18 protein-coding genes and 1 pseudogene are annotated in these 21152 nt (G+C 66.7%); 8 read left to right on the forward strand and 11 right to left on the reverse strand.

What is annotated here, in order from left to right; genetic code table 11:
• Positions 1-4 precede the first annotated feature (4 nt).
• The 6 genes from truB (at position 5) to LRS03_RS04000 (ending at position 7133) form a co-directional block, all read left to right on the forward strand.
• Positions 5-961, forward strand: a complete 957-nt coding sequence (gene truB / locus LRS03_RS03975; protein WP_257823967.1) for a tRNA pseudouridine(55) synthase TruB — start codon at positions 5-7, stop codon at positions 959-961.
• Positions 958-2787, forward strand: coding sequence for a translational GTPase TypA (gene typA / locus LRS03_RS03980; protein WP_257823968.1), 1830 nt, complete (start codon positions 958-960; stop codon positions 2785-2787). The genes truB and typA overlap by 4 nt, the downstream gene beginning before the upstream one ends.
• A 13-nt stretch (positions 2788-2800) precedes the next feature.
• Positions 2801-3706: a DMT family transporter gene (locus LRS03_RS03985; protein WP_257823969.1), complete on the forward strand. Its 906-nt coding sequence runs from the start codon at positions 2801-2803 to the stop codon at positions 3704-3706.
• Positions 3703-4794: an enoyl-CoA hydratase/isomerase family protein gene (locus LRS03_RS03990; RefSeq protein ID WP_257823970.1), complete on the forward strand. Its 1092-nt coding sequence runs from the start codon at positions 3703-3705 to the stop codon at positions 4792-4794. Before LRS03_RS03985 ends, LRS03_RS03990 begins: the two co-directional genes overlap by 4 nt.
• 101 nt (positions 4795-4895) lie before the next feature.
• Complete coding sequence (locus LRS03_RS03995) at positions 4896-5708, forward strand: alpha/beta fold hydrolase (RefSeq protein WP_257823971.1); 813 nt, start codon at positions 4896-4898, stop codon at positions 5706-5708.
• 36 nt (positions 5709-5744) lie between these two features.
• A complete protein-coding gene (locus LRS03_RS04000) occupies positions 5745-7133 on the forward strand; it encodes a class II fumarate hydratase (RefSeq protein WP_308296389.1) in 1389 nt (462 codons plus the stop codon).
• Here LRS03_RS04000 and LRS03_RS04005 read toward each other — a convergent pair.
• On the reverse strand, positions 7102-8214 hold the full coding sequence (locus tag LRS03_RS04005; protein ID WP_257823972.1) for a mechanosensitive ion channel family protein: 1113 nt from the start codon (positions 8212-8214) through the stop codon (positions 7102-7104). The genes LRS03_RS04000 and LRS03_RS04005 overlap by 32 nt on opposite strands.
• A gap of 83 nt (positions 8215-8297) precedes the next feature.
• Here LRS03_RS04005 and LRS03_RS04010 point away from each other — a divergent pair, with 83 nt between their 5' ends.
• Positions 8298-8528 carry a DUF3606 domain-containing protein gene (locus LRS03_RS04010; RefSeq protein WP_257823973.1) on the forward strand — a complete coding sequence of 77 codons (231 nt, stop codon included), beginning with the start codon at positions 8298-8300 and terminating at the stop codon, positions 8526-8528.
• 67 nt (positions 8529-8595) lie between these two features.
• Complete coding sequence (gene dusA / locus LRS03_RS04015) at positions 8596-9588, forward strand: tRNA dihydrouridine(20/20a) synthase DusA (RefSeq protein WP_257823974.1); 993 nt, start codon at positions 8596-8598, stop codon at positions 9586-9588.
• Here the strand turns inward: dusA and LRS03_RS04020 are convergent.
• The 10 genes and pseudogenes from LRS03_RS04020 to LRS03_RS04065 form a co-directional block, all read right to left on the reverse strand.
• Positions 9547-10472: pseudogene (locus LRS03_RS04020) on the reverse strand (DMT family transporter). The gene dusA and the pseudogene LRS03_RS04020 sit on opposite strands and share 42 nt — an antisense overlap.
• Before the next feature lie 20 nt (positions 10473-10492).
• Positions 10493-11989, reverse strand: coding sequence for an aldehyde dehydrogenase (locus tag LRS03_RS04025; protein ID WP_257823975.1), 1497 nt, complete (start codon positions 11987-11989; stop codon positions 10493-10495).
• Positions 11990-12005: 16 nt separating this feature from the next.
• The gene (locus LRS03_RS04030) at positions 12006-13403 is read right to left on the reverse strand and encodes a DUF3138 family protein (RefSeq protein WP_257823976.1); all 1398 of its coding nucleotides are present in this window, start codon (positions 13401-13403) and stop codon (positions 12006-12008) included.
• Between the two features lie 44 nt (positions 13404-13447).
• The gene (locus LRS03_RS04035; protein WP_257823977.1) at positions 13448-14281 is read right to left on the reverse strand and encodes an ABC transporter permease; all 834 of its coding nucleotides are present in this window, start codon (positions 14279-14281) and stop codon (positions 13448-13450) included.
• Positions 14278-15207, reverse strand: a complete 930-nt coding sequence (locus LRS03_RS04040; RefSeq protein ID WP_257823978.1) for an ABC transporter permease — start codon at positions 15205-15207, stop codon at positions 14278-14280. Before LRS03_RS04040 ends, LRS03_RS04035 begins: the two co-directional genes overlap by 4 nt.
• Entirely contained in the window at positions 15204-16292 is a 1089-nt protein-coding gene (locus LRS03_RS04045) for an ABC transporter ATP-binding protein (protein WP_257823979.1), read from the reverse strand. Before LRS03_RS04045 ends, LRS03_RS04040 begins: the two co-directional genes overlap by 4 nt.
• A 15-nt stretch (positions 16293-16307) precedes the next feature.
• Positions 16308-17411, reverse strand: coding sequence for a polyamine ABC transporter substrate-binding protein (locus LRS03_RS04050; RefSeq protein WP_374685089.1), 1104 nt, complete (start codon positions 17409-17411; stop codon positions 16308-16310).
• A 106-nt stretch (positions 17412-17517) separates the two neighbouring features.
• Positions 17518-18891, reverse strand: a complete 1374-nt coding sequence (locus LRS03_RS04055) for an aspartate aminotransferase family protein (RefSeq protein ID WP_257823980.1) — start codon at positions 18889-18891, stop codon at positions 17518-17520.
• Between the two features lie 10 nt (positions 18892-18901).
• On the reverse strand, positions 18902-20269 hold the full coding sequence (locus tag LRS03_RS04060) for a glutamine synthetase family protein (RefSeq protein WP_257823981.1): 1368 nt from the start codon (positions 20267-20269) through the stop codon (positions 18902-18904).
• 67 nt (positions 20270-20336) lie between these two features.
• A complete protein-coding gene (locus LRS03_RS04065; protein WP_257823982.1) occupies positions 20337-21128 on the reverse strand; it encodes a gamma-glutamyl-gamma-aminobutyrate hydrolase family protein in 792 nt (263 codons plus the stop codon).
• Positions 21129-21152: the final 24 nt, after the last annotated feature.

Consider the following 21152-nt stretch of genomic DNA (forward strand, 5'->3'; position numbering starts at 1 on the left):
GTCGATGCAGCCGCAACGCGTCCGAATCCCCAAGCGCGCCGTCCACGGCGTGCTGCTGCTCGACAAGCCACTTGGCCTGTCGAGCAACGACGCATTGCAGAAAGCCAAGCGCCTCTACCGTGCCGAAAAGGCCGGCCACACCGGCACGCTCGACCCGCTGGCGACCGGCTTGTTGCCCCTGTGCTTCGGCGCGGCCACCAAGTTCTCGCAGGTGAGCCTGGATGCTGACAAACGCTACACCGCCACGCTGAAGCTCGGCGAGACCACGACGACGGCCGATGCCGAAGGCGCGGTGACGAAGAGACGCGAGGTCAGCGTGACCCGCGAGCAGATCGAAACCGCCTGCCGCCGTTTCACCGGCGCCATCGACCAAGTGCCGCCGATGCACTCGGCCCTGAAGAAAGACGGCAAGGCGCTCTATGAATACGCCCGCGCCGGCCAGGATGTCGAGCGCGAGCCCCGCACCATCACGATTCACCGCATCGACATCCTCGACTGGCAGCATGACCGCCTGGTGATCGACGTCCGTTGCAGCAAGGGCACTTACATCCGTACGCTGGCCGAAGACATCGGCGAGGCGCTCGGCTGTGGCGCGCATTTGTCCGCATTGCGGCGCACCGGCAGTGGCCCCTTGACGCTCATAGGCGCCGTGAGCCTGGAACAATTGACGGCCCAGACCGAGGCCGAGCGCGACGCGCTGCTGCAGCCCGCCGACACGCTGCTCGCCGACTGTCCTCTGGTGCGGCTGAACGATGAAGACGCCGGCCGCTTTCTGAGTGGCGTGCGCCGCCGCACCCCGCTGGCAGATGCGAAACAGGTGCGTGTCTACGGCCCGCAGCCCACGGCGTTTCTCGGCAGCGGCCACATCGCCGCCGGCGAACTGATTTCAACGCGGCTTTTGAGTCCGCTGGAGGTGCAGGGCCTCCTCAACACCCATCCTGCGCAAGAGAGCTACTCATGACAAGACAGATCCGCAACATCGCCATCATCGCCCACGTGGACCATGGCAAGACCACGATGGTGGACCAGCTGCTTCGCCAGTCCGGCACCTTCGCCGAACACGAAAAAGTGGTCGACACCGTGATGGACAACAACGCCATCGAACGCGAGCGTGGCATCACCATCCTGGCGAAGAACTGCGCGGTCAGCTGGCAGGGCACCCACATCAACATCGTCGACACCCCGGGGCACGCCGACTTCGGCGGCGAGGTCGAGCGGGCGCTGTCGATGGTCGACGGCGTGGTGTTGCTGATCGACGCCCAGGAAGGCCCGATGCCGCAGACGCGCTTCGTGACCAAGAAGGCGCTCGCGCTCGGCCTCAAGCCCATCGTGGTCGTCAACAAGGTCGACAAGCCCGGCGCCAAGCCCGACGCGGTGATCAACGCCGCCTTCGACCTCTTCGACAAGCTCGGCGCCAACGACGAGCAGCTCGACTTCCCGGTCGTCTACGCCTCCGGCATCAACGGCTGGACCTCGCTGACCGAAGGCGCGCCCGGCGAGCAGTGGGGCCCCGACATGTCGGCGCTCTTCGACACCATCTTGAAGCACGTGCCACCGAACGCCGGCAACCCCGAGGCGCCGCTGCAGCTGCAGATCTCGGCGCTGGACTTCTCGTCTTTCGTCGGCCGCATCGGTGTGGGCCGCATCAGCCAGGGCACGCTGAAGCCCGCGATGGACGTGCTCGTGATGGAAGGCCCCGACGGCAAGTCGGCCAAGGGCCGCGTCAACCAGGTGCTGACCTTCCAGGGCCTCGACCGAGTGCAGGTCACCGAAGCCGGCCCCGGCGACATCGTGCTGATCAACGGCATCGAAGACATCGGCATCGGCGTCACCGTGACCAGCCCCACCGACCCGGCCCCGCTGCCCATGCTGAAGGTCGACGAGCCCACGCTGACGATGAACTTCTGCGTGAACACGAGCCCGCTCGCCGGCCGCGAAGGCAAGTTCGTCACCAGCCGCCAGATCTGGGACCGCCTGCAAAAGGAACTGCAGCACAACGTCGCCCTGCGCGTGAAGGAGACCGACGAAGACGGCATCTTCGAGGTCTCGGGCCGTGGCGAACTGCACCTGACCATCCTGCTGGAGAACATGCGCCGCGAGGGCTACGAGCTGGCCGTGAGCAAGCCGCGCGTGGTGTTCAAGGAAATCAACGGCGAGAAGTGCGAGCCCATCGAGCTCGTGACCGCCGACGTGGAAGAGCAGCACCAGGGCGGCGTGATGCAGGCGCTCGGCGAGCGCAAGGGCGAGATGGTCAACATGGAGCCGGACGGCCGTGGCCGCGTGCGCCTCGAGTACCGCATTCCGGCGCGTGGCCTGATCGGCTTCAGCAACGAGTTCATGAACCTGACCCGCGGCTCGGGCCTCATCAGCAACATCTTCGACGGCTACGAGCCGCACAAGGGCGAGATCGGGGGCCGCAAGAACGGCGTGTTGATCTCCATGGACGACGGCGAGATCTTCACCTACGCGCTTGGCAAGCTGGATGACCGCGGCCGCATGTTCGTGAAGGCCAACGACCCGGTGTACGAGGGCATGATCGTCGGCATCCACAACCGCGACAACGACCTCGTGGTCAACGCCACGCGCACCAAGCAGCTCACCAACTTCCGCGTGTCCGGCAAGGAAGACGCGATCAAGATCACGCCGCCGATCGACCTCACGCTGGAATACGGCGTCGAGTTCATCGACGACGACGAGCTGGTCGAGATCACGCCCAAGTCGATCCGCGTGCGCAAGCGTTACCTCAAGGAACACGAGCGCAAGCGCGCTTCGCGCGAAGCTGCCTAAGGCCTCGCGACGGATGCGGCTCACCCACGGCCGCGCGGCCGCGCTGATGGTGCTGGTGACGCTCCTGTGGAGCATCGCCGGCGTCGTCACCCGCCACCTGGACGCAGCCGCCAGCTTCGAAGTCACCTTCTGGCGCAGTGCATTCAATGCGCTGGGCCTCGGGATCGCGCTGCACTGGATGCGCGGACCGGCGCTCTGGCGCGGGCTCGCGCACTCGCCGTGGCCGGTGTGGGTGTCCGGCTTGTGCTGGTCGGTCATGTTCACCGCCTTCATGGTGGCGCTCACGCTCACCCGCGTGGCCAACGTGCTCGTGACGATGGCGCTCGGGCCGTTGATCACGGCGCTCTTCGCGCGACTCTTCCTTCACCACAAGCTCGCGCTGCGCACCTGGGCGGCGATCGTGGTCGCGGGCGCGGGCATCGGCTGGATGTTCAGCCAGGGGGCCAGTGCCAACGAGGCCGGGGCGCTTGCGGGCATCGTCGTGGCGTTAGCGGTGCCGGTGGCCGCGGCGATCAACTGGACGGTGCTGCAGCACGTGAGCCACGGCAACGACGAGGCCCACGACATGCTCCCGGCAGTGCTGATCGGCGCCGTGATCTCGTCGCTCGTCACGCTGCCGCTGGCCGCGCCCTTCAAGGCCACGCCGCATGACGTGGCACTGCTCGGCATGTTGGGCGTGGTGCAACTCGCGATTCCTTGCCTGCTGGTCGTGCGCCTCAGCCGTGTGCTGCCGGCGCCCGAACTCTCGCTGCTCGGCCTGCTGGAAGTGATCTTCGGCGTGCTGTGGGCCTGGTGGGGGGCTGGCGAAGCGCCGGGCACCACAGCGCTTACCGGCGGTGCGCTGGTGATCGGTGCGCTGGTGGCCAACGAACTGGTGGCCTTGCGGTCCTCGGCACGAGCTTCGGAGAAACGACGATGAGCGACAACACCGTCCTCGCGCAAGTGCGTGGGCAAGTCGGCGTGATCACGCTGAACCGCGCGCCGGCACTCAACGCGCTGTCGCTGTCGATGATTCGCCAGATCACTGCTGCCTTGCTCGAATGGCGCGATGACGCCGCCGTCACGGCAGTGCTGATGCGCGGCGCTGGCCGCGAGGGCAAGGCATCGGCGTTCTGCGCGGGCGGCGACATCCGCTTCTTCCACCAGGCGGCCCTCGCCGGCGACCCCGCGCTCGAAGACTTCTTCACCGAGGAGTACAGCCTCAACCACCTGGTGCACACCTACGGCAAGCCGACCGTCGTGCTGATGGACGGCATCACCATGGGCGGCGGCATGGGCCTGGCGCAGGGCTGCAGCCTGCGCGTCGTCACCGAGCACAGCAAGCTTGCGATGCCCGAGACGAACATCGGCCTCTTCCCTGACGTGGGAGGCGGTTGGTTCCTAGCCCGATGCCCGGGCCGCGTCGGCGAGTACCTCGCGCTCACCGGCCAGGTGCTCGGCGCGGCCGATGCGATCGAGGTCGGCCTGGCCGACGTGTTCCTGCCGGCCGCTGACCTGCCGGCGCTGCTGGAGTCGCTCACCGATCAGCCGATGGAGGCCGGCGAGCAGGTGCTGGCCGCCGTCCGTGCCCGGGGCCGGCCCGTGGGCACTGCCGCTTTGGACGTGCACCGTGCCTCGATCGACCGCCACTTTGCTGCCGCGTCCATGCCGGCTTTGGCCGCATCACTCGCCGCCGACGGCAGCGCCTGGTCGGCCGACACGTTGAGCGCCTTGCGCCAGCGCTCGCCCTTGATGATGGCCGTCACGCTCGAACAGGTGCGCCGTGCACGCGCGATGTCGCTGGCCGACGAGCTGCGCATGGAGCGTGGCCTGGTGCGCCGGTGTTTCCACCTGCGCCCGGGGGCTGCCAGCGAGACGGTGGAAGGCATCCGCGCCCTGGCGATCGACAAGGACCACCAGCCCCGCTGGCAGCCGGCCGCCATCGAAGACGTGACGCCGGCCCTGGTGGCGCCATTCTTCGAGAGCCCTTGGCCGGCACATGCGCATCCGCTGCGCGGCCTCGCCTGAGCGTCCCGCAGGCAAACCCCCTGCAGAACTAGAGGCACAGCCTCACGCAACCGACATGCCGGGTGGGTAGGATGGCCGCTTCGCGACCACGCCCCTGTCTGATGCCGCCTCCCGAATCCCACCCCGCCGACCCCAAGGCCCCCAACGCCTTGCTGTTGCTGATGGAGGGGCGTGCACCCTGGGAACTGGCGGCCGCCATCGCTGCCGCACCGTTCTACAACCGGCTGCCGCCCGGTGATGGCCACCCGGTGCTCGTCTTCCCCGGGCTCAGCGCGCCCGACATCACCACGCTGCCCCTGCGCACCTTCCTGCGCTCGCGCGGCTACACACCCTACGAGTGGGAGCAGGGCTTCAACCTCGGCCCGCGCGAGGGCGTGCTGGAGCGCTGCCGTGAGCGCACGGAGATCCTGGCGCAAAAGCACGGCGAAACGGTGAGCCTCGTCGGCTGGAGCCTCGGCGGCATCTACGCCCGCGAGATCGCGAAAGAAGTGCCGCAGCACACGCGCTGCGTCATCACGCTCGGCACGCCTTTCAGCGGCCACCCGCGCGCCAACAACGCCTGGCGCCTGTACGAATACCTGAGCGGCCACAAGCTGAGCGAAGCCGATCCGCTGATCGACCAGGTGCGCCAGGCCCCGCCGGTGCCCACCACCTCGGTGTATTCGCGCACCGATGGCGTGGTGTCGTGGCGCTGCAGCCTGAACGAAGCCTCGCCGCTGACGGAGAACATCGGCATCCACGCCAGCCACTTCGGCCTCGGCATGAACCCGCTCGCGCTCTACATCGTGGCCGATCGCCTGGCGCAGAAGCCCGGCGCGTGGCGGCCCTTCGAAGCCCCGAGCGCCGCCAGGTGGCTCTTCAAGACCACGCCGGGCGCAGCGGTATCCACCAAGCGCGTGCCGCGCTCCAGCTGATACGGTTCACAGTCGTCGCACCTCCAGGAGCCGACCGTGAACCCCAAGCCCACCCGAACAGAGCGCGACAGCATGGGCACCCTGGCCGTGCCGGCCGAGGCGCTTTATGGCGCGCAGACCCAGCGCGCGGTCGACAACTTTCCCATCAGCGGGCGCGGCATGCCGCCGGCGTTCATCCGCGCACTGGTGATGGTCAAGCAGGCGGCCGCGCAGGCGAACCGCAAGCTCGCGCAGATCCCCGAACCGCTGGCGACGGCGATCGACGCTGCCTGCCAGCAGCTGCTCGACATGGACGACGATGCGCTGCGTGCGCACTTCCCGATCGACGTGTTCCAGACCGGCTCGGGCACCAGCAGCAACATGAACGCCAACGAGGTGATCGCCACGCTCGCCAGCCGCACGCTTGGCGAGGCGGTGCACCCCAACGACCATGTGAATGCCGGCCAGAGCAGCAACGATGCGATCCCCACCGCCTTGCACCTGAGCGCTGCGCTTGCGCTGCACCGCCAGCTGCTGCCGGCGCTCGACCACCTGGCGCAGGTCACGCGCCACAAGTCGGCCAGCGTGCACCGGCACGTGAAAACCGGCCGCACGCACCTGATGGACGCGATGCCCGTGCGCATGAGCCAGGTGCTGCAGGGCTGGGCGCACCAGGTCGAGGCCGGCGCGGAGCAGCTGCGCGGCTTGCAGCCCGCACTGCTGCAGCTCGCGCAGGGCGGCACGGCGGTCGGCACCGGGGTCAATGCGCACCCGCAGTTTTCGCAGGCCTTTGCTGCCGAGCTGAGCGCGCTCACTGGCTTGCCGTTCCGCCCGGCCGACAGCTTCTTTGCCGCGATGGGCTCGCAAGACACCGCGGTCGCGGTCTCCGGTGCCTGCAAGCGCGTGGCGGTGTCGCTGATGAAGATCGCCAACGACCTGCGCTGGATGAATTCGGGCCCGCTCGCCGGCCTCGCCGAAATCGAGCTGCAGGCGCTGCAGCCCGGCTCGTCGATCATGCCGAGCAAGGTGAACCCGGTGATCCCCGAGGCGACCACGATGGTGGCCGCGCAGGTGATCGGCCTGGATGCAGCGATCACCATCGCCGGCCAGTCGGGCAACTTCGAGCTGAACGTGATGCTGCCGCTCATCGCGAGCAATCTGCTGGAGAGCACCACGCTGCTGGCCAACGCGAGCCGACTGCTCGCCGACAAGGCGATTGCGAGCTTTACCGTCAACGAGCAGCGGCTGCAGGACGCGCTGTCGCGCAACCCCATCCTCGTGACGGCGCTCAACCCGCTGATCGGCTACGAGCGCGCAGCCGAGATCGCCAAGCAGGCCTACAAGGAGGGCCGCCCGATCCTTGACGTGGCGGCGGAAAAGACCGACCTTGGCCGCGAGCGTCTGGCCGAGCTGCTCAACCCGGCGAAGCTGACGGGCGCTGACTGAGCGTCGGTGGCGGTGTGTCGCCTCCTGAAGCGTTCGTTGCAGGCAATCCGTCGATCTCGGCACGCAGCCGGGGCAGCGTCTGCGGGAACTGGCGCTGCACGAAGGCGATGAGCTTCTCGCGCAGCTCGCAGCGCAGGTCGAAGTTGGCGCCCGAGTTGGCGGCGCTGACCAGCACGCGCACCTGCATGGCCCGTTCACTGGCGTCGGTGACCGCAACGCTGCACACGCGCTTGTCCCACAGCGGCGAGGCTTCGCACAGGCGCTTCGCTTCAGCGCGCACGGCCTCCACCGGCAGGCTGTAGTCGAGCCACAGCAGCACGCTGCCGAGCAGATTGGCGCCGTGGCGCGTCCAGTTCTGGAAGGGATGGTCGGTGAACCAGCCGAGCGGCACGATCATGCGCCGCTCGTCCCAGATCTTCACCACCACGTAGGTGGCGGTGATCTCTTCCACGTTGCCAAACTCGCCTTCGATGGTGACCGCGTCGTCGATGCGGATGGGCTGCGCCAGCGCGATGTGCAGGCCCGCCAGCAGGTTGCTGAAGACCGAGCGTGCCGCCAGGCCGACCACCAGGCCCGCCACGCCGGCCGAGGCGAGCAGGCTCGCGCCGAATTGCCGCGCGCGCGGGAAGGTCATCAACACGAAGGCGAGCCCCGCGATCAGCACGCCGGTGATCGCGATGCGCGAGAGCACGCGTGTCTGCGTGTGCACGCGCCGCGCGGCGAGGTTGTCGCTGACGGTCGCCGGGTGCAGCGCGATGACCCCATCGGCCACGCCCTGCAACACGCCGATCAGCGTCCACGAGGCGGCGAAGATGATGAGCACGCTGGCCAGGTGCTGCACGCTTGACAGACCACGCAGGTCGTCCGGCAGGCCGTGCATCGCCACCTGGATCGCGATCAGCGGCACCAGCCACTGCATGGGCCTGTCGCAGCGGCTGATGATGGCGCGAAACATGGTCGAGTAGCCGGCCAGCCGCCGCACCACCGGCAGCATCAGCCGATGGACCACCTGCGACACGATGACGATCGCCAGCACCACGAGTGCGAACTGGCCCCAAGGGCCGAGCAGGTCGAAGTTCATGTGCCGCCTGCGGCAAACAGGGTGCCGCAAGGGCACGGAATGGTCTTTGCCCTGAACGGTTCCCACCATTCCAGGAGCGACGCATGAACCGCAAGACAGACTCTGCCGACCAGCGCATCGACGTGCAGCGTGATGCCGACCTGCAGCAATGGGCGAAAAAGCTCGACGCCTCGGAAGCGCAGATCAAGGAGGCTGTGCAGGCCGTCGGCGACCGGGCCTCTGACGTGGAGGAGCACCTCAAGGGCAGCCGCAGCACCACCAACGCCGAACGTACGCAACAGGCCTTGAAGTCGCGCGGCGATCGGCCAGGCTGACCCAACCGCCTCAAGGGCATTCCCTGCGAAAATGCGCGCGGGCGCCGCTTTGGCGTCCACGCGCTTTATGGCTGATCAACCGAGCATTTCTCCCTGGCGCTTGTCCGTCGCGCCGATGATGGACTGGACGGACCGGCATTGCCGCTACTTCCACCGGCTGCTCACGCGCCGCACCCTGCTGTACACCGAGATGGTCACCACCGGTGCGCTGCTGCATGGCGACGTGCCGCGTCATCTCGATTTCAACGACGAGGAGCACCCGGTCGCGCTGCAGCTCGGTGGCAGCGAGCCGGACGACCTGGCGAAATGCGCGAAGCTAGCCGAGCAGTGGGGCTACGACGAGGTCAACCTCAACTGCGGCTGCCCCAGCGAGCGTGTGCAGCGTGGTGCCTTCGGCGCCTGCCTGATGAACGAGCCGCAGCTGGTGGCCGACTCGGTGAAGGCCATGCGCGATGCGGTGAGCCTGCCGGTCACGGTCAAGCACCGCATCGGCATCGACCGGAACGAGAGCTACGACTTCGTGCGTGACTTCGTGGGCACCATTGCGCAGGCCGGCTGCACGGTCTTCATCGTGCATGCGCGCAATGCGTGGCTCAAGGGCCTGAGCCCGAAGGAGAACCGCGAGATTCCGCCGCTGCGCTATGAGATGGTCCACCGGCTCAAACGCGACTTTCCAGAGCTCACCATCGTGCTCAACGGCGGCGTGACGACGGCCGAGCAGATCGACGAGCAGCTTGCCCTTCTGGATGGCGTGATGCTCGGCCGCGAGGCCTATCACAACCCCTGGGTGATGGCCGACTGGGATGCGCGCTACTTCGGCGACGTGCACCTGGCGCTCGACCGTGCCGAGGTCGAGGCACGCATGGTGGCCTACATGGGCCGGCTGCAGGCCGCCGGCGTGCCGTGGTCGCATGCGTCTCGCCACATGCTGGGTTTGTGGAACGGCACGCCCGGTGCGCGCAAGTGGCGCCAGGTGTGGTCGGACCACAGGCTCAAGGGCGAAGCGCCGCAGCACGTGTCAAACCTCGCGCACCGGCGCGGCGCTGCCGTCGTGGCTTGAGCTTCGCGGCCAGGTCGCGAGCACCACGCCCACGAGCGCCAGCGCAAACGCGCCGGCCTGCAGCGCATCGAAACGTTCGCCGAGGAAGAGCACGCCGACGAGTGCGGTGCTCACCGGCAGAAAGACCGTGAACACGCCGGCCGACGAGGCCTGCACCTGCTTCAGCCCCGTCATCCACAGCCACACCGTGATCATGCTGGCGGCGAGCGAATAGAAGACGAGCAGCGTCCACGACGGCATGCCCACCGCACCGAAGTCGAAGCGCATCGCCTGCCACAGGCCGAAAGGGGTGACGAGCGCGAGGCCCCACAGGTTGACGAGTGCGCTGATGCGCTTGGCCGAGACCTGGCCGGTGAGTTTCTTGCCGATCACCACGTAGCTGGCTTCACAGGCCACGGCGAAAAAAGCAGCACGTTGCCGAGCAGCGAAGTGCTGCCGGCCGGGCCCTCATGCTTGGTCAGCGAGACCAGCGCAATGCCACCCACCGCGCAAGCGATGCCGGCCGCCACCTGGGTGCTGATGCGCTCGCGCAGCGCCACCCACGACATCAGCGCCACCATGGCCGGGATGGCCGCCATGATCACGCCGGCGGCCAGCGCCGAGGTCATCGAGACGCCAAAGAGCATGCACACCGAGAAGAGGAAATTGCCGAAGAAGGACTCGAAGAACAGCAGCACCCGGTCGTGCCGGCTGAGCGGTGCTTCACCGGGCTGGCGCTTCACCCATGAAGCCATGGCCACGGCGGCAATGCCGAAGCGCAGCCAGGCCAGCAGGAAGACGGGGAACACCAGCACCAGCGTCTTCGACAGCGCGACGTAGCTGCCGACGAGTGCCATCGAGCTGGCGAGGAAGAAGTAGGCGTAAACGGGTGGGCGTTGCGACATGAGGCCGCGATGATGCGGCATCAACTGTCGATGCGGATCCAAGTGGTCTTGAAACCGGTGTACTTGTCGAACGCGTGCAGCGACTTGTCGCGTCCGTTGCCGCTCTGCTTGTAGCCGCCGAAGGGCACGGTGATGTCGTCTTCGTCGTACTGGTTGACGTGCACGGTGCCGGCGCGCAGCGCGCGTGCCACGCGGTGGGCGCGGTTGAGGTTGCTGCTCCACACGCTGGCCTGCAGGCCGTAGGTCGAGTCGTTGGCCATCGCGATCGCTTCTTCTTCGGTCTTGAAGCGGATGACTGAGAGCACCGGGCCGAAGATTTCCTCGCGGGCGATCTTCATGCTGTTGGCCACGCCGTCGAACACGGTCGGCTGCACGTAGAAGCCGCCCGTCTCGGTGCGGGCCTGCTGACCGCCGGCGACGATCTTCGCGCCTTCGCTGCGGCCGGCCTCGATGTAGCCGAGCACGGTCTTGAGCTGCGTGTCGTCGACGAGGGCGCCCATCTCGGTTTTCGCGTCGAGCGGGTCGGCGGGCTGATGGGCGGGTGCGGTGCCGGCGACGATCTTCACGAAATCGTCGGCAATGCTCTCGTGCACGAACACGCGCGAGGGCGCATTGCACGACTCGCCCTGGTTGAAGAACATGCTGCCGGCCACGGTCTTGGCGGCGCGATCGAGGTCATCGAAGTCGGGGAACACGACGAAGGCCGACTTGCCGCCGAATCCGTTGTAGACGCGCTTGAGGTTGCTGCGGCCGGCGTACTCGAGCATCTTGCGGCCGACGCGCGTGGAGCCTGTGAAGCCGATGGCATCGACATCCATGTGCAAGGCGAGCGCCTCGCCCGCTTCGTGGCCGTAGCCGGGCACGACGTTGAACACGCCTTCCGGCAAGCCGGCCTCGATGGCCAGCTCGGCGAGCCGCAGCGCGGTGAGCGGCGATTTCTCGCTCGGCTTCAGCACCACCGAGTTGCCCGTCGCCAACGCCGGCCCGAGCTTCCAGGCGGCCATGATCATCGGGTAGTTCCAGGGCACGATGGCCCCGATCACGCCCATCGGCTCGCGGGTGATGAGCGCGAGCGAGTTGTGCGGCGTGGGTGCGACCTCGTCGTAGACCTTGTCGATCGCCTCGCCATACCAGCCGATGCAGCGCACCGCGAGCGCCACGTCAACCGACAGGCTGTACTGGATGGGCTTGCCCATGTCGAGCGTTTCCAGCAGCGCCAGCTCTTCGCGGGCGGCGTGGATCTTCTCGGCGAAGCGCACCAGCACCTGCTTGCGCGCAGCCGGGGCTTGCTTCGACCAACGGCCGTCGGCAAAGGCCTGGCGGGCGCTGGCGACGGCGGCGTCGACGTCGCGCTGCCGCCCGCGGGCAACCTGCGTCAGCGTGCGGCCGTCGATGGGCGAGACGCAGCCGAAGGTTTCGCCGTCGACCGATGGCACGCGCTGGCCTCCGATGAAGCCCCGACCGTCATACGAGATGGCCGCAGCGCGGGCATGCCAGTCGGGATGCGGTCGGTTCATCGAGGCTCCAGGCAGGTCAGAAACTCACCACCACGCCGAGGCCGATCAGGTGGTTGGTCTTCTTGTAGCCGCCGTTCTTGGCGTCGAGGAAGACGGCCTCGGTGGCGCGGTCCATACGGTACTCGGCCTTGAGCGTGGTGTTGAGGTTGAAGAGGTAGCCCACGCCGACCGAGAGGGCAAAGCGGTTGGTGCCCTTTTCGGTGTCGTTCTGCGTCCATGTTCCGGTGCCGTCGTCGGTCCAGCCGGGGCCGATGCCGTTGCGGTCGTCAGAAGCGGTGTAGCCCAACAGCCCGCCGCCGTTCTTGCGGTTGTTGAGGTAGTCCATGCGCATGATGCCCTCGAAGCGCGGCGTGAACTTGTGGGCGGCCAGCGTCGAGATGCCCCACCAGCGCGCGTCTCGCAGGTCACCCGTCACCGGGTCGACGCTGATCGCGGCCTTGCGCTGCATTCCGTAGCTCAGCTGGGCCTGCGCCGTCCAGTCGCCGCGGATGAAATAGGCGTCGAACTCGAAGAGGTGCACCGTCGAGTCGCGCTGCGGGATCGGCTCGCCCAGGCCGTCGACGATGTTCTCGGTGAAGTTGGCCGCCTTGCCGTGCGTGCCCGCAAAGCCGAAGCCCTGGAACTCGCCGCGCGAGTAGTCCACGCGGTAAGCGAACACCGGCGAGCGCTCGCGCTGGTCGCGCATGCTCTTGTTCATGTTGGCGACCACGCCCTTGTAGATCCACTTGCCGCGCACTATCTCCATGCCGGCGCCGGTGTAGGCGGTGGGCAGGGTGAAGTCGAAGAGCAGGTTGTGCGTGATGAGCTTGTTGAGCGTGGGCTGCAGGTACTCGTAGCCCGACCAGTCGGGGATCTGGCCGGCGATGAAACGCGTCTGCAGGTCGGACAGCGGGATCGACACCGTCGCTTCGTGCACCGGCGAGTTGCCGTCGAAGACCGAGCCCACGCCACGGTTCGGCGCGAGGGTGAGGCGCCACTTGGTGCCGCCTTCCAGCTCCTTCTGGAAGTCGATCATCGCCATGCCGAAGTAGGAGTTGTCGTAGTTGTAGCCACCGTCTTCCACCTTGTTCAGGAACTGGAAGCCCGAGCGCCGCTGCAATTTGTTGTAGATGAAGCTCGGGTCCATCTGGCCGCTGATCTTGAGCAGACGGAAGCCCATCGCCTCCTGCGAGTCTTCGAGCGCCTCGGTCTTGATGGCGATGCGGTTGAAGTCGCGCTGCTGCTCTTCGGTCATGCCGCCGGTCGCCGGCTTGCTCTCGGCGTCTTTCAGCTTCTTCTCGAGTGCATCGACCTTCTCCTTCAGCGCCCGTTGCTCGCGCCGCAACTCGTCGATGGACTGTGCCGTCGCGCCCAGCGGAAAGGCGGCGAGCAATGCCAGGGCCAGGGCGCTCAGGTGCCGGTTGTTGTTCTTCATCGGTTCTCTCCTTGTGGCTGCAGGGTGGGGACGTCTTCAGGAACTCATGATCGATAGGCTTCGGCCATCTCGCGCTGGCGCTCCCGCTCGTGGCGCGCGATCAGCCAGCTGGCGAACGCGACGGCGATGGCGACGACGAGCACGACCAGCGTGGCCACGGCGTTGATGCTCGGGCTCAGGCCCAGGCGGGCGCGCGAGAAGATGACTTGCGGCATGGTGGTCGCACCCGGCCCCGAGAGGAAGGCGGAGAGCACCACGTCGTCGAGCGAGAGCGTGAAGGTGAGCAGCCAGGCCGACAGCAGCGATTGCGCGATCATCGGCAGCGTGACGAGCGTGAAGACCTGCCATGGGCGGGCGCCGAGGTCCATCGCGGCTTCTTCGAGCTGGGGGTTCAGGTCGCGCAGCCGCGCCTGGATCACCACCGTGGCATAGGCCAGGCCGAGCAGCATGTGGCCCATCCAGATGGTGAGCATGCCCCGCTCGGGCACGCCGACCAGCCGCTGCACCGACACCAGCGTGAGCAGCAGCGACAGCCCGATGATGACCTCGGGCATCACGAGCGGTGCGCTCACCATGCCCGAGAAGAGCGTGCGCCCGGGAAAGCGCCGGTACTTGACGAGCGCAAACGCGGCCAGCGTGCCCAGCACCACCGAGCCGCAGGCGGTGAAGAAGGCGATCTGGATCGAGAGCCAGAAGCCGGCGAGCAGCTCGCGGTCTTCGGGGAGCTGCGCATACCACTGCAGCGTGAAGCCGCGCCACAGGTTGGGGATAGGCGAGTCGTTGAACGAGTAGATGACGAGCGCGGCGATCGGCAGGTAGAGGAAAAGGTAGCAGGCCGACAGCCACCCGCGACCGAACCATTTGTTGAGGCCGTTCATCGACGGGCCTCCTGCGCCTCGGCCTGGTATTTGCTGAAGAGCGCGAGCGGCACGATGATGAGCAGCACCATCACCACGGCCACGGCAGACGCCATCGGCCAGTCGTTGTTGCTGAACATCTCGTCCCACATGACGCGGCCGATCATCAGCGTCTGCGGGCCGCCCAGCAGCTCGGGGATCACGAGCTCGCCCACGCAGGGGATGAAGACGAGCATGCTGCCGGCGATGATGCCGGCCTTGGACAGGGGCACTGTCACCTTCCAGAACGCGACCCATGCGGTGGCGCCGAGGTCGGCCGCGGCTTCGAGCAGGCGCAGGTCCATCTTGGCCAAGTTCGCGTAGAGCGGCAGCACCATGAAGGGCAGGTAGGTGTAGCTCATGCCCAGCACCAGCGAAAAGGGCGAGTTCAGGAGCTGCCCCGGTGCCGCAATGAGGCCGAGCGCCACGAGCCCGTGGTCGAGCCCGAGGCCGGTGATGAGCGTGTGCGCCCAGCCGTGGTCGCTGAGCAGACCCTTCCAGGCATAGACGCGCAGCAGCAGCGAGGTCCAGAAGGGCAGCATCACCAGCAGCAGCAGGGCGGGCTGCACGGTGGGCTTGGCACGCGCCATGAAGTAGGCGAAGGGGTAGCCGAAGAAGAGGCACAAGCCGGTGGCGATGGCCGAGTACTTCAGGCTCGAGAGGTAGGTCTTGAAGTAGAGATCGTCTTCGGCGATGAAGAGGTAGTTGCGCAGCTGGATGGCGAATTGCAGGGTGCCGTCCTTGAAGGTGATGAGGTCCCTGAAGTGGACCGTCTCCATCTCGGAGACGCTGATCTTCAGCACCACCAGGAAGGGCAGGAGGAAGAACGCGAGCAGCCAGAGGTAGGGCAGGCCGATCACCGCGCTGCGGCCCCGCGCCAGTGCGTGCAGGCGCGTGGCGAGCTTCATGCGGTGAGCACCACCTGGGCGGTGGGCGACCAGTGCGCCCACACGCTGTCACCCCGCGCGATCGGCAGGTCGCAATGGCGCTCGGTGTTGCTCTCGCTGACCTTGAGCTGTTTCCCGTTTGCAAGAAGCAGGTGGTAGACGGTGTAGCTGCCGAAGTACGACATGTCCTTTACCGTGCCCTGGACCTGGTTGTGCGGGCTGTGGGGGCTGGCGGGCGGCGTGGCGTCGAGGCGGATCTTCTCGGGCCGCACCGCCACCGTGACCGGCATGCCCTCGGTGCCGGTGATGCCGTGGCCCACGTAATGGGTGCAGCCGTCGCAGGTGATCACCACGTGGTCGGGCTGGTCGACGGTGAGCGTGCCGTCCATCAGGTTGACGTTGCCGATGAAGTCGGCCACGAAGCGGGTGGCAGGGGTCTCGTACACCTCTTCCGGCACCCCCACCTGCAGGAGGCGGCCCTCGCTCATGATGCCGATGCGCGTGGCCATGGTCATGGCCTCTTCCTGGTCGTGCGTGACCATCACGCAGGTCACGCCGACGTTGTGGATGATGTTGACGAAACCGATCTGGGTCTCCTCGCGCAGCTTCTTGTCGAGCGCGCCGAGGGGTTCGTCGAGCAGCAGAAGCTGAGGCTTCTTGGCCAGACTGCGCGCGAGCGCCACACGCTGCTGCTGGCCGCCCGAGAGCTGGTGCGGCTTGCGCTTGGCGTACTTGCCGAGCTGCACGAGCTTGAGCATGTCGTCGACCTGGGCGGCGATCTTGTCTTTCGGCAGGCCGTCGCGCCTGAGGCCGAAGGCGATGTTGTCCCACACCGTGAGGTGGGGGAAGAGCGCGTAGCTCTGGAACATCATGTTCAGCGGCCGCTCGTAAGGCGCGAGGCCCGAGAGGTCCTGTCCGTTGAGGATGATCTTGCCGCTGGTCGGCGTCTCGAAGCCAGCGAGCATGCGCAAGAGCGTGGTCTTGCCGCAGCCCGAGGATCCGAGCAGCGCGAAGATCTCGCCTTTCTCGATGTCGAGGCTGACGTCGTTGACGGCCTTGACGCCGTCAAAGTCCTTCACCACCTGCTGGATCTGCAGGAATGCCATGCGGCCTCCGAAGGATCAGAGGCCGGTCTTGAACGAGGTGTAGGTGCGCGTCATCAGGCGCCGCAGATCGTTGGCGATCGCATCGGGCGCCGACATCTTCTTCATCTCGGACTCGGGCGGGAACACCGTCGGGTTGTTTGCCACCTCGGGCTTGATGAACTTCTTCGATTCCTTGTTGGGGTTGGCGTAGAACACCTTGTTCGTGAGCGACGCGTGCACCTCGGGCTTCAGGATGTAGTTGATGAACTTGTGTGCGTTGCCGGGGTGGGCGGCGTCGTTCGGGATCACCATCACGTCGAAGAAGAGGAGGCCGCCGGTCTTGGGCAGCAGGGCTTCGATCTTCTGACCGGTGCGGCCGTCGATGGCGCGCTGGCGGGCGATGTTGATGTCGCCCGACCAGCCGAGCGCCACGCAGATGGAGCCGCCGGCCATGTCGTTGATGTAGCCCGACGAGCTGAAGAGCGTGACGTAGGGGCGGATGGTCTTCAGCAGGTTGGCCGCGGCCTGGTAGTCGGCGGCGTTCTTGCTGTAGGCGGGCTTGCCCAGGTAGTAGAGCGCGGCCGGCACCACCTCGGTGGGTGAATCGAGGAACGAGACGCCGCAGCTCTTGAGCTTGCTGATGTACTCGGGCTTGAAGACGAGGTCCCAGGCGTTGTCGGGCATCGGCGTGCTGCCGAGCGCGGCCTTCACCTTGTCGACGTTGATGCCCACCGTGGTGTAGCCCCACAGCCAGTTGACCATGTACTGGTTGCCCGGGTCGAGCTTGGCGAGCTGCGCCTGCACGTCGCCGTCGAGGTTCTTGTAGTTGGGGATCAGGCTGCGGTCGATCTTGCGCAAGAGACCGCCGTCGATCTGCAGCTTGGCCCAGTGCGATGAGGGCACGACGATGTCGTAGCCGGTCTTGCCCGCCACCAGCTTGGCGTGGACGATCTCGTTGTTGTCGAAGTTGTCGTAGCGGACCTTGATGCCGGTCTCTTTCTCGAAGTTCCGGATCGTGTCTTCGGCGATGTAGTCGGACCAGTTGTAGATGTTGAGGACCTTCTCTTCCTCCTGTGCCGTGGCCGCCGTGCCCCACATGAGGGCCGTTGCCGCCATCACCGCACCCACCACACCAGCCATTCGCTTCATCGCTCTCTCCTTGATGTTGGGATTCTTCGCTGCGCAGTCTAGGCAGCGCGCCGACAGGGGGCTCTAGAGGCAAACCCCGTGCCACGTTTTCGTTGGGTCACCACCAGCCGCGTTGCTTCAGTTCCTGTTGGGTCAGATCGAGACACTTTTTGATGAGCGCCGCCATTTCGTCGATCTGTGCCTGGGTCATGACGAGCGGCGGGGCGACGATCATGCGGTCGCCGACGGCGCGCATGATGACCCCGTTGCCAAAGCAGTGCGCTCTGCAGAGCATGCCGACCTCGAGTGCGCCGTCGAACATCTGCCCCGAGGCCTTGTCCTTGACGAGCTGCAGCGCGCCCATCATTCCGCAGGTCTGCGCTTCGCCGACCAAGGGATGCTCGGCCAGCGCTGCGAACTTCTCGGCGAGGTAAGGCCCGATCTCGGTGCGCACGCGATCGACCAGGCCTTCGCGCTGGATGAACCGGATGTTGGCGATGCCCACCGCGCACGCCACCGGGTGGCCCGAGTAGGTGTAGCCGTGGTTGAACTCGCCGCCCTCATCGATGAGCACCCGCGCCACGCGCTCGCCGACCATCACCCCGCCAAGCGGGATGTAGCCCGAGGTCACCCCCTTGGCGAAGGTCATGAGGTCGGGGCGGTAGCCGAAGGTCTCGCAGCCGAACCACTGGCCGGTGCGGCCGAAGCCGCAGATGACCTCGTCGGACACGAGCAGGATGCCGTGCTTGTCGCAGATGCGCTGGATCTCGGGCCAGTAGGTGGCGGGCGGCACGATCACGCCGCCCGCGCCCTGCACCGGCTCACCGATGAAGGCGGCGACCTTGTCGGCGCCGATCTCCAGGATCTTTGCTTCCAGCGCACGCGCCGCCTTCAAGCCGAACTCGTCGCGGCTCAAGGTGCGGTCGCTCTCGAACCAGAACGGCTGTTCGATGTGCACGATGCCGGGGATCGGCAGCCCGCCTTGTTCGTGCATGCCGCTCATGCCGCCGAGCGAGGCGCCGGCCATCGTGGAGCCGTGGTACGCGTTGTGGCGGCTGATGATGACGTGGCGGTTCGGCTGGCCTTTCAGGTCCCAGTAGCGGCGCACCATGCGCACGATGGTGTCGTTGCCCTCCGAGCCCGAGCCGCTGAAGAAGACGTGCTTGAACTGCGGCGGCGTCACCTGCGCAAGCAACTCGGCGAGTTCGATGGCAGGCGGCGTGGTGGTCTGGAAGAAGGAGTTGTAGAAGGGCAGCGTTTCGAGCTGCTTCGTGGCCGCGTCGATCAGCTCGCGCTGGCCGTAGCCGACGTTGACGCACCACAGGCCGCTCATCGCATCGAGGATCTTGTGGCCCTCGCTGTCCCAGAGGTAGATGTTGTCGCCGCGCGTGATGATGCGCGAGCCCTTGGCCGAGAGCGACTTGAAGTCGGTGAAGGGGTGCAGGTAATGCGAGGCGTCGGCGGCCTGCCAGTCTTTCGTGGTGCGGGTCATGGTCGTGGCCTCAGACATGGAGCAGCAGGTGTTCGCGTTCCCAGGGCGAGATCACCTTCATGAACTCGTCGTGCTCGATCTCCTTGATCTCGGAGTAGACGGTGATGAACTCCTTGCCGAGCACGTCGTGCAGGTCTTTTTCGTCGGCGAGCCAGCCGAGCGCTTCGCTCAGTGAGCGTGGCAGCTGGTATTCGGAGAGGTAGGCGTCGCCCTTGCATTCGGGCGAGGGTTCGATGCGGTTCTTCATGCCGAGGTAGCCGCAGGCGAGCGTGGCCGCGAGCGCCACATAGGGGTTGGCATCGGCGCCGATCACGCGGTTCTCGATGCGGCGCGCCGCGGGCGTGGCCACCGGCGAGCGGATGCCGACCGTGCGGTTGTCGGTGCCCCACTGGATGTTGATCGGCGCCGACATCGAGCGCGCGAGGCGCCGGTACGAATTGACGTAGGGCGCGAAGAGCGCCATCGCCGCCGGCGTGTACTTCTGCAGGCCGCCGATGTACCAGTAGAACTCCTTGCTCGGCGAGCCGTCGGGGTTGCTGAAGATGTTCTGCCCGCTGCCGGAGTGCACCACGCTCTGGTGCACGTGCATGGCGCTGCCGGGCTCGTTGGCCATCGGCTTGGCCATGAAGGTGGCGTACATCTCGTGGCGCAGCGCGGTTTCGCGGATGGTGCGCTTGAAGAAGAACACCTCGTCGGCCAGCCCCAGCGGGTGGTCGTGGAAGAAATTGATCTCCATCTGACCGGCGCCGACCTCGTGGATCAGCGTGTCGACGTTGAGCTCCATCTGCTCGCAGTAGGCGTAGATGTCTTCGAACAGCGGGTCGAACTCGTTCACCGCGTCGATGGAATAGGCCTGGCGCGAAGTCTCGGCGCGGCCGCTGCGGCCCTTGGGCGGTCGCAGGGGAGTGTTGGGGTCGGAGTTGCGCTCGACGAGGTAGAACTCCAGCTCGGGTGCGACCACCGGCGACCATCCCTCTGCGGCGTAGAGATCGCAGATGCGGCGCAGCACCGAGCGCGGGGCATACGGGATCATGTTGCCGTCGCGATCGAAGCAGTCATGGATGACCTGCGCCGTCGGGTCGACCGCCCAGGGCACGATGCGCACGGTGCTCGGGTCGGGGCGCAGGTGCATGTCGCGGTCGGTCGCGTGGATGACGTCGTAGTACGGGCCTTCGTCGGGAAACTCACCCGTCACGCCGATGGCGACGATGGCCTCGGGCAGCCGCATGCCGCGGTCTTCGGTGAATTTTTCGCGCGGCAGGATCTTGCCGCGTGCCACGCCGGTGAGGTCGGGCACGAGGCACTCGATCTCGGTGACGCGGCGGTCGTTGAGCCACTGTTCGAGGTCGCTGAAGCTGAAGTTGTTTTTGTCCACCATGAGGGCACCTGTTTGGGATCGGTTTGGCCGGTGGGCAGCACCGGCGGACATCGCCACGAGGGCGACACTAGCGATCCGGGTCGGGCTGACGGTGGCGGTCTCGATAGGCGCGGCAGGCGTCGCCGAACGCCGTGAAAAGTCGGACAGAGATGGGATTGCTCGCGGCCTTCCACTCGGGGTGCCACTGCACGCAGAGGTTGAAGCCCGGCGCGTTGGCCATCGAGAAGGCTTCGATCAGGCCATCAGGCGCACGGGCTTCCACGCGCAGGCCTGGCGCCAGCTGCTTCACGCCCTGGCCATGGGCGGTGTTGACCTTGAATTCGCGTGTGCCGACGATCGGCTCGAGCGCGCCGCCTGCTTCGACGAGCACCTCGTGCGCAAAGTCGTATTGCTCTTCGGGTGTCTTGTCTGAGATGCCTCGATGGTCGTGCTGGCCGGGCACCTCCTGCACGGCCTGGTAGAGGCTGCCGCCGAGCGCGACGTTGGCTTCCTGGAAGCCACGGCAGATGGCAAAGAGCGGAATGCCGCGGGCGAGGGCGCGCGGGATCATCGGCAGAGTCCACGCATCACGGTCCTGGTCGAGCGGGAGCGTGGGGTCGTACACATCCTCGCCGAAGTGGCTCGGGTGCACGTTGGAGGGCGAGCCGGTGAGCAACACACCATCGGCATGGTCGAGCAGTTCGTCGATCTCGTCGGACTGCACGAAGGGCACGATCAGCGGCAGGCAGCCGGCCAGCCGGATGGCGTCGATGTACTTCTTGCCAGCGATGTGGAAAGGATGCTGCCCGACCATGCGGTTGCAGGCGGGGACCAGGACCGCGGGTTTGCGGGCTGGTGCGGAAGCGGGAAGGGCATTCATTGGGCTTGCTGCATGCCGGTTCTT

Origin of the sequence: Rhizobacter sp. J219, from assembly GCF_024700055.1 — a bacterium.
Taxonomy (GTDB): domain Bacteria; phylum Pseudomonadota; class Gammaproteobacteria; order Burkholderiales; family Burkholderiaceae_C; genus Rhizobacter.

Coding starts and splice junctions, on each gene's coding strand:
- LRS03_RS04005 (WP_257823972.1), bottom strand. CDS start 8,214: ATGAACTTCGACCTGCTCGGCCCTTGGGGCCAGTTCGCACTCGTGGTG.
- LRS03_RS03985 (WP_257823969.1), top strand. CDS start 2,801: ATGCGGCTCACCCACGGCCGCGCGGCCGCGCTGATGGTGCTGGTGACG.
- LRS03_RS04045 (WP_257823979.1), bottom strand. CDS start 16,292: ATGGCATTCCTGCAGATCCAGCAGGTGGTGAAGGACTTTGACGGCGTC.
- LRS03_RS04030 (WP_257823976.1), bottom strand. CDS start 13,403: ATGAAGAACAACAACCGGCACCTGAGCGCCCTGGCCCTGGCATTGCTC.
- LRS03_RS03995 (WP_257823971.1), top strand. CDS start 4,896: ATGCCGCCTCCCGAATCCCACCCCGCCGACCCCAAGGCCCCCAACGCC.
- LRS03_RS04010 (WP_257823973.1), top strand. CDS start 8,298: ATGAACCGCAAGACAGACTCTGCCGACCAGCGCATCGACGTGCAGCGT.
- typA (WP_257823968.1), top strand. CDS start 958: ATGACAAGACAGATCCGCAACATCGCCATCATCGCCCACGTGGACCAT.
- LRS03_RS04060 (WP_257823981.1), bottom strand. CDS start 20,269: ATGGTGGACAAAAACAACTTCAGCTTCAGCGACCTCGAACAGTGGCTC.
- LRS03_RS04025 (WP_257823975.1), bottom strand. CDS start 11,989: ATGAACCGACCGCATCCCGACTGGCATGCCCGCGCTGCGGCCATCTCG.
- LRS03_RS03990 (WP_257823970.1), top strand. CDS start 3,703: ATGAGCGACAACACCGTCCTCGCGCAAGTGCGTGGGCAAGTCGGCGTG.
- LRS03_RS04050 (WP_374685089.1), bottom strand. CDS start 17,411: ATGGCTGGTGTGGTGGGTGCGGTGATGGCGGCAACGGCCCTCATGTGG.
- LRS03_RS04055 (WP_257823980.1), bottom strand. CDS start 18,891: ATGACCCGCACCACGAAAGACTGGCAGGCCGCCGACGCCTCGCATTAC.
- truB (WP_257823967.1), top strand. CDS start 5: ATGCAGCCGCAACGCGTCCGAATCCCCAAGCGCGCCGTCCACGGCGTG.
- LRS03_RS04065 (WP_257823982.1), bottom strand. CDS start 21,128: ATGAATGCCCTTCCCGCTTCCGCACCAGCCCGCAAACCCGCGGTCCTG.
- LRS03_RS04035 (WP_257823977.1), bottom strand. CDS start 14,281: ATGAACGGCCTCAACAAATGGTTCGGTCGCGGGTGGCTGTCGGCCTGC.
- LRS03_RS04040 (WP_257823978.1), bottom strand. CDS start 15,207: ATGAAGCTCGCCACGCGCCTGCACGCACTGGCGCGGGGCCGCAGCGCG.
- dusA (WP_257823974.1), top strand. CDS start 8,596: ATGGCTGATCAACCGAGCATTTCTCCCTGGCGCTTGTCCGTCGCGCCG.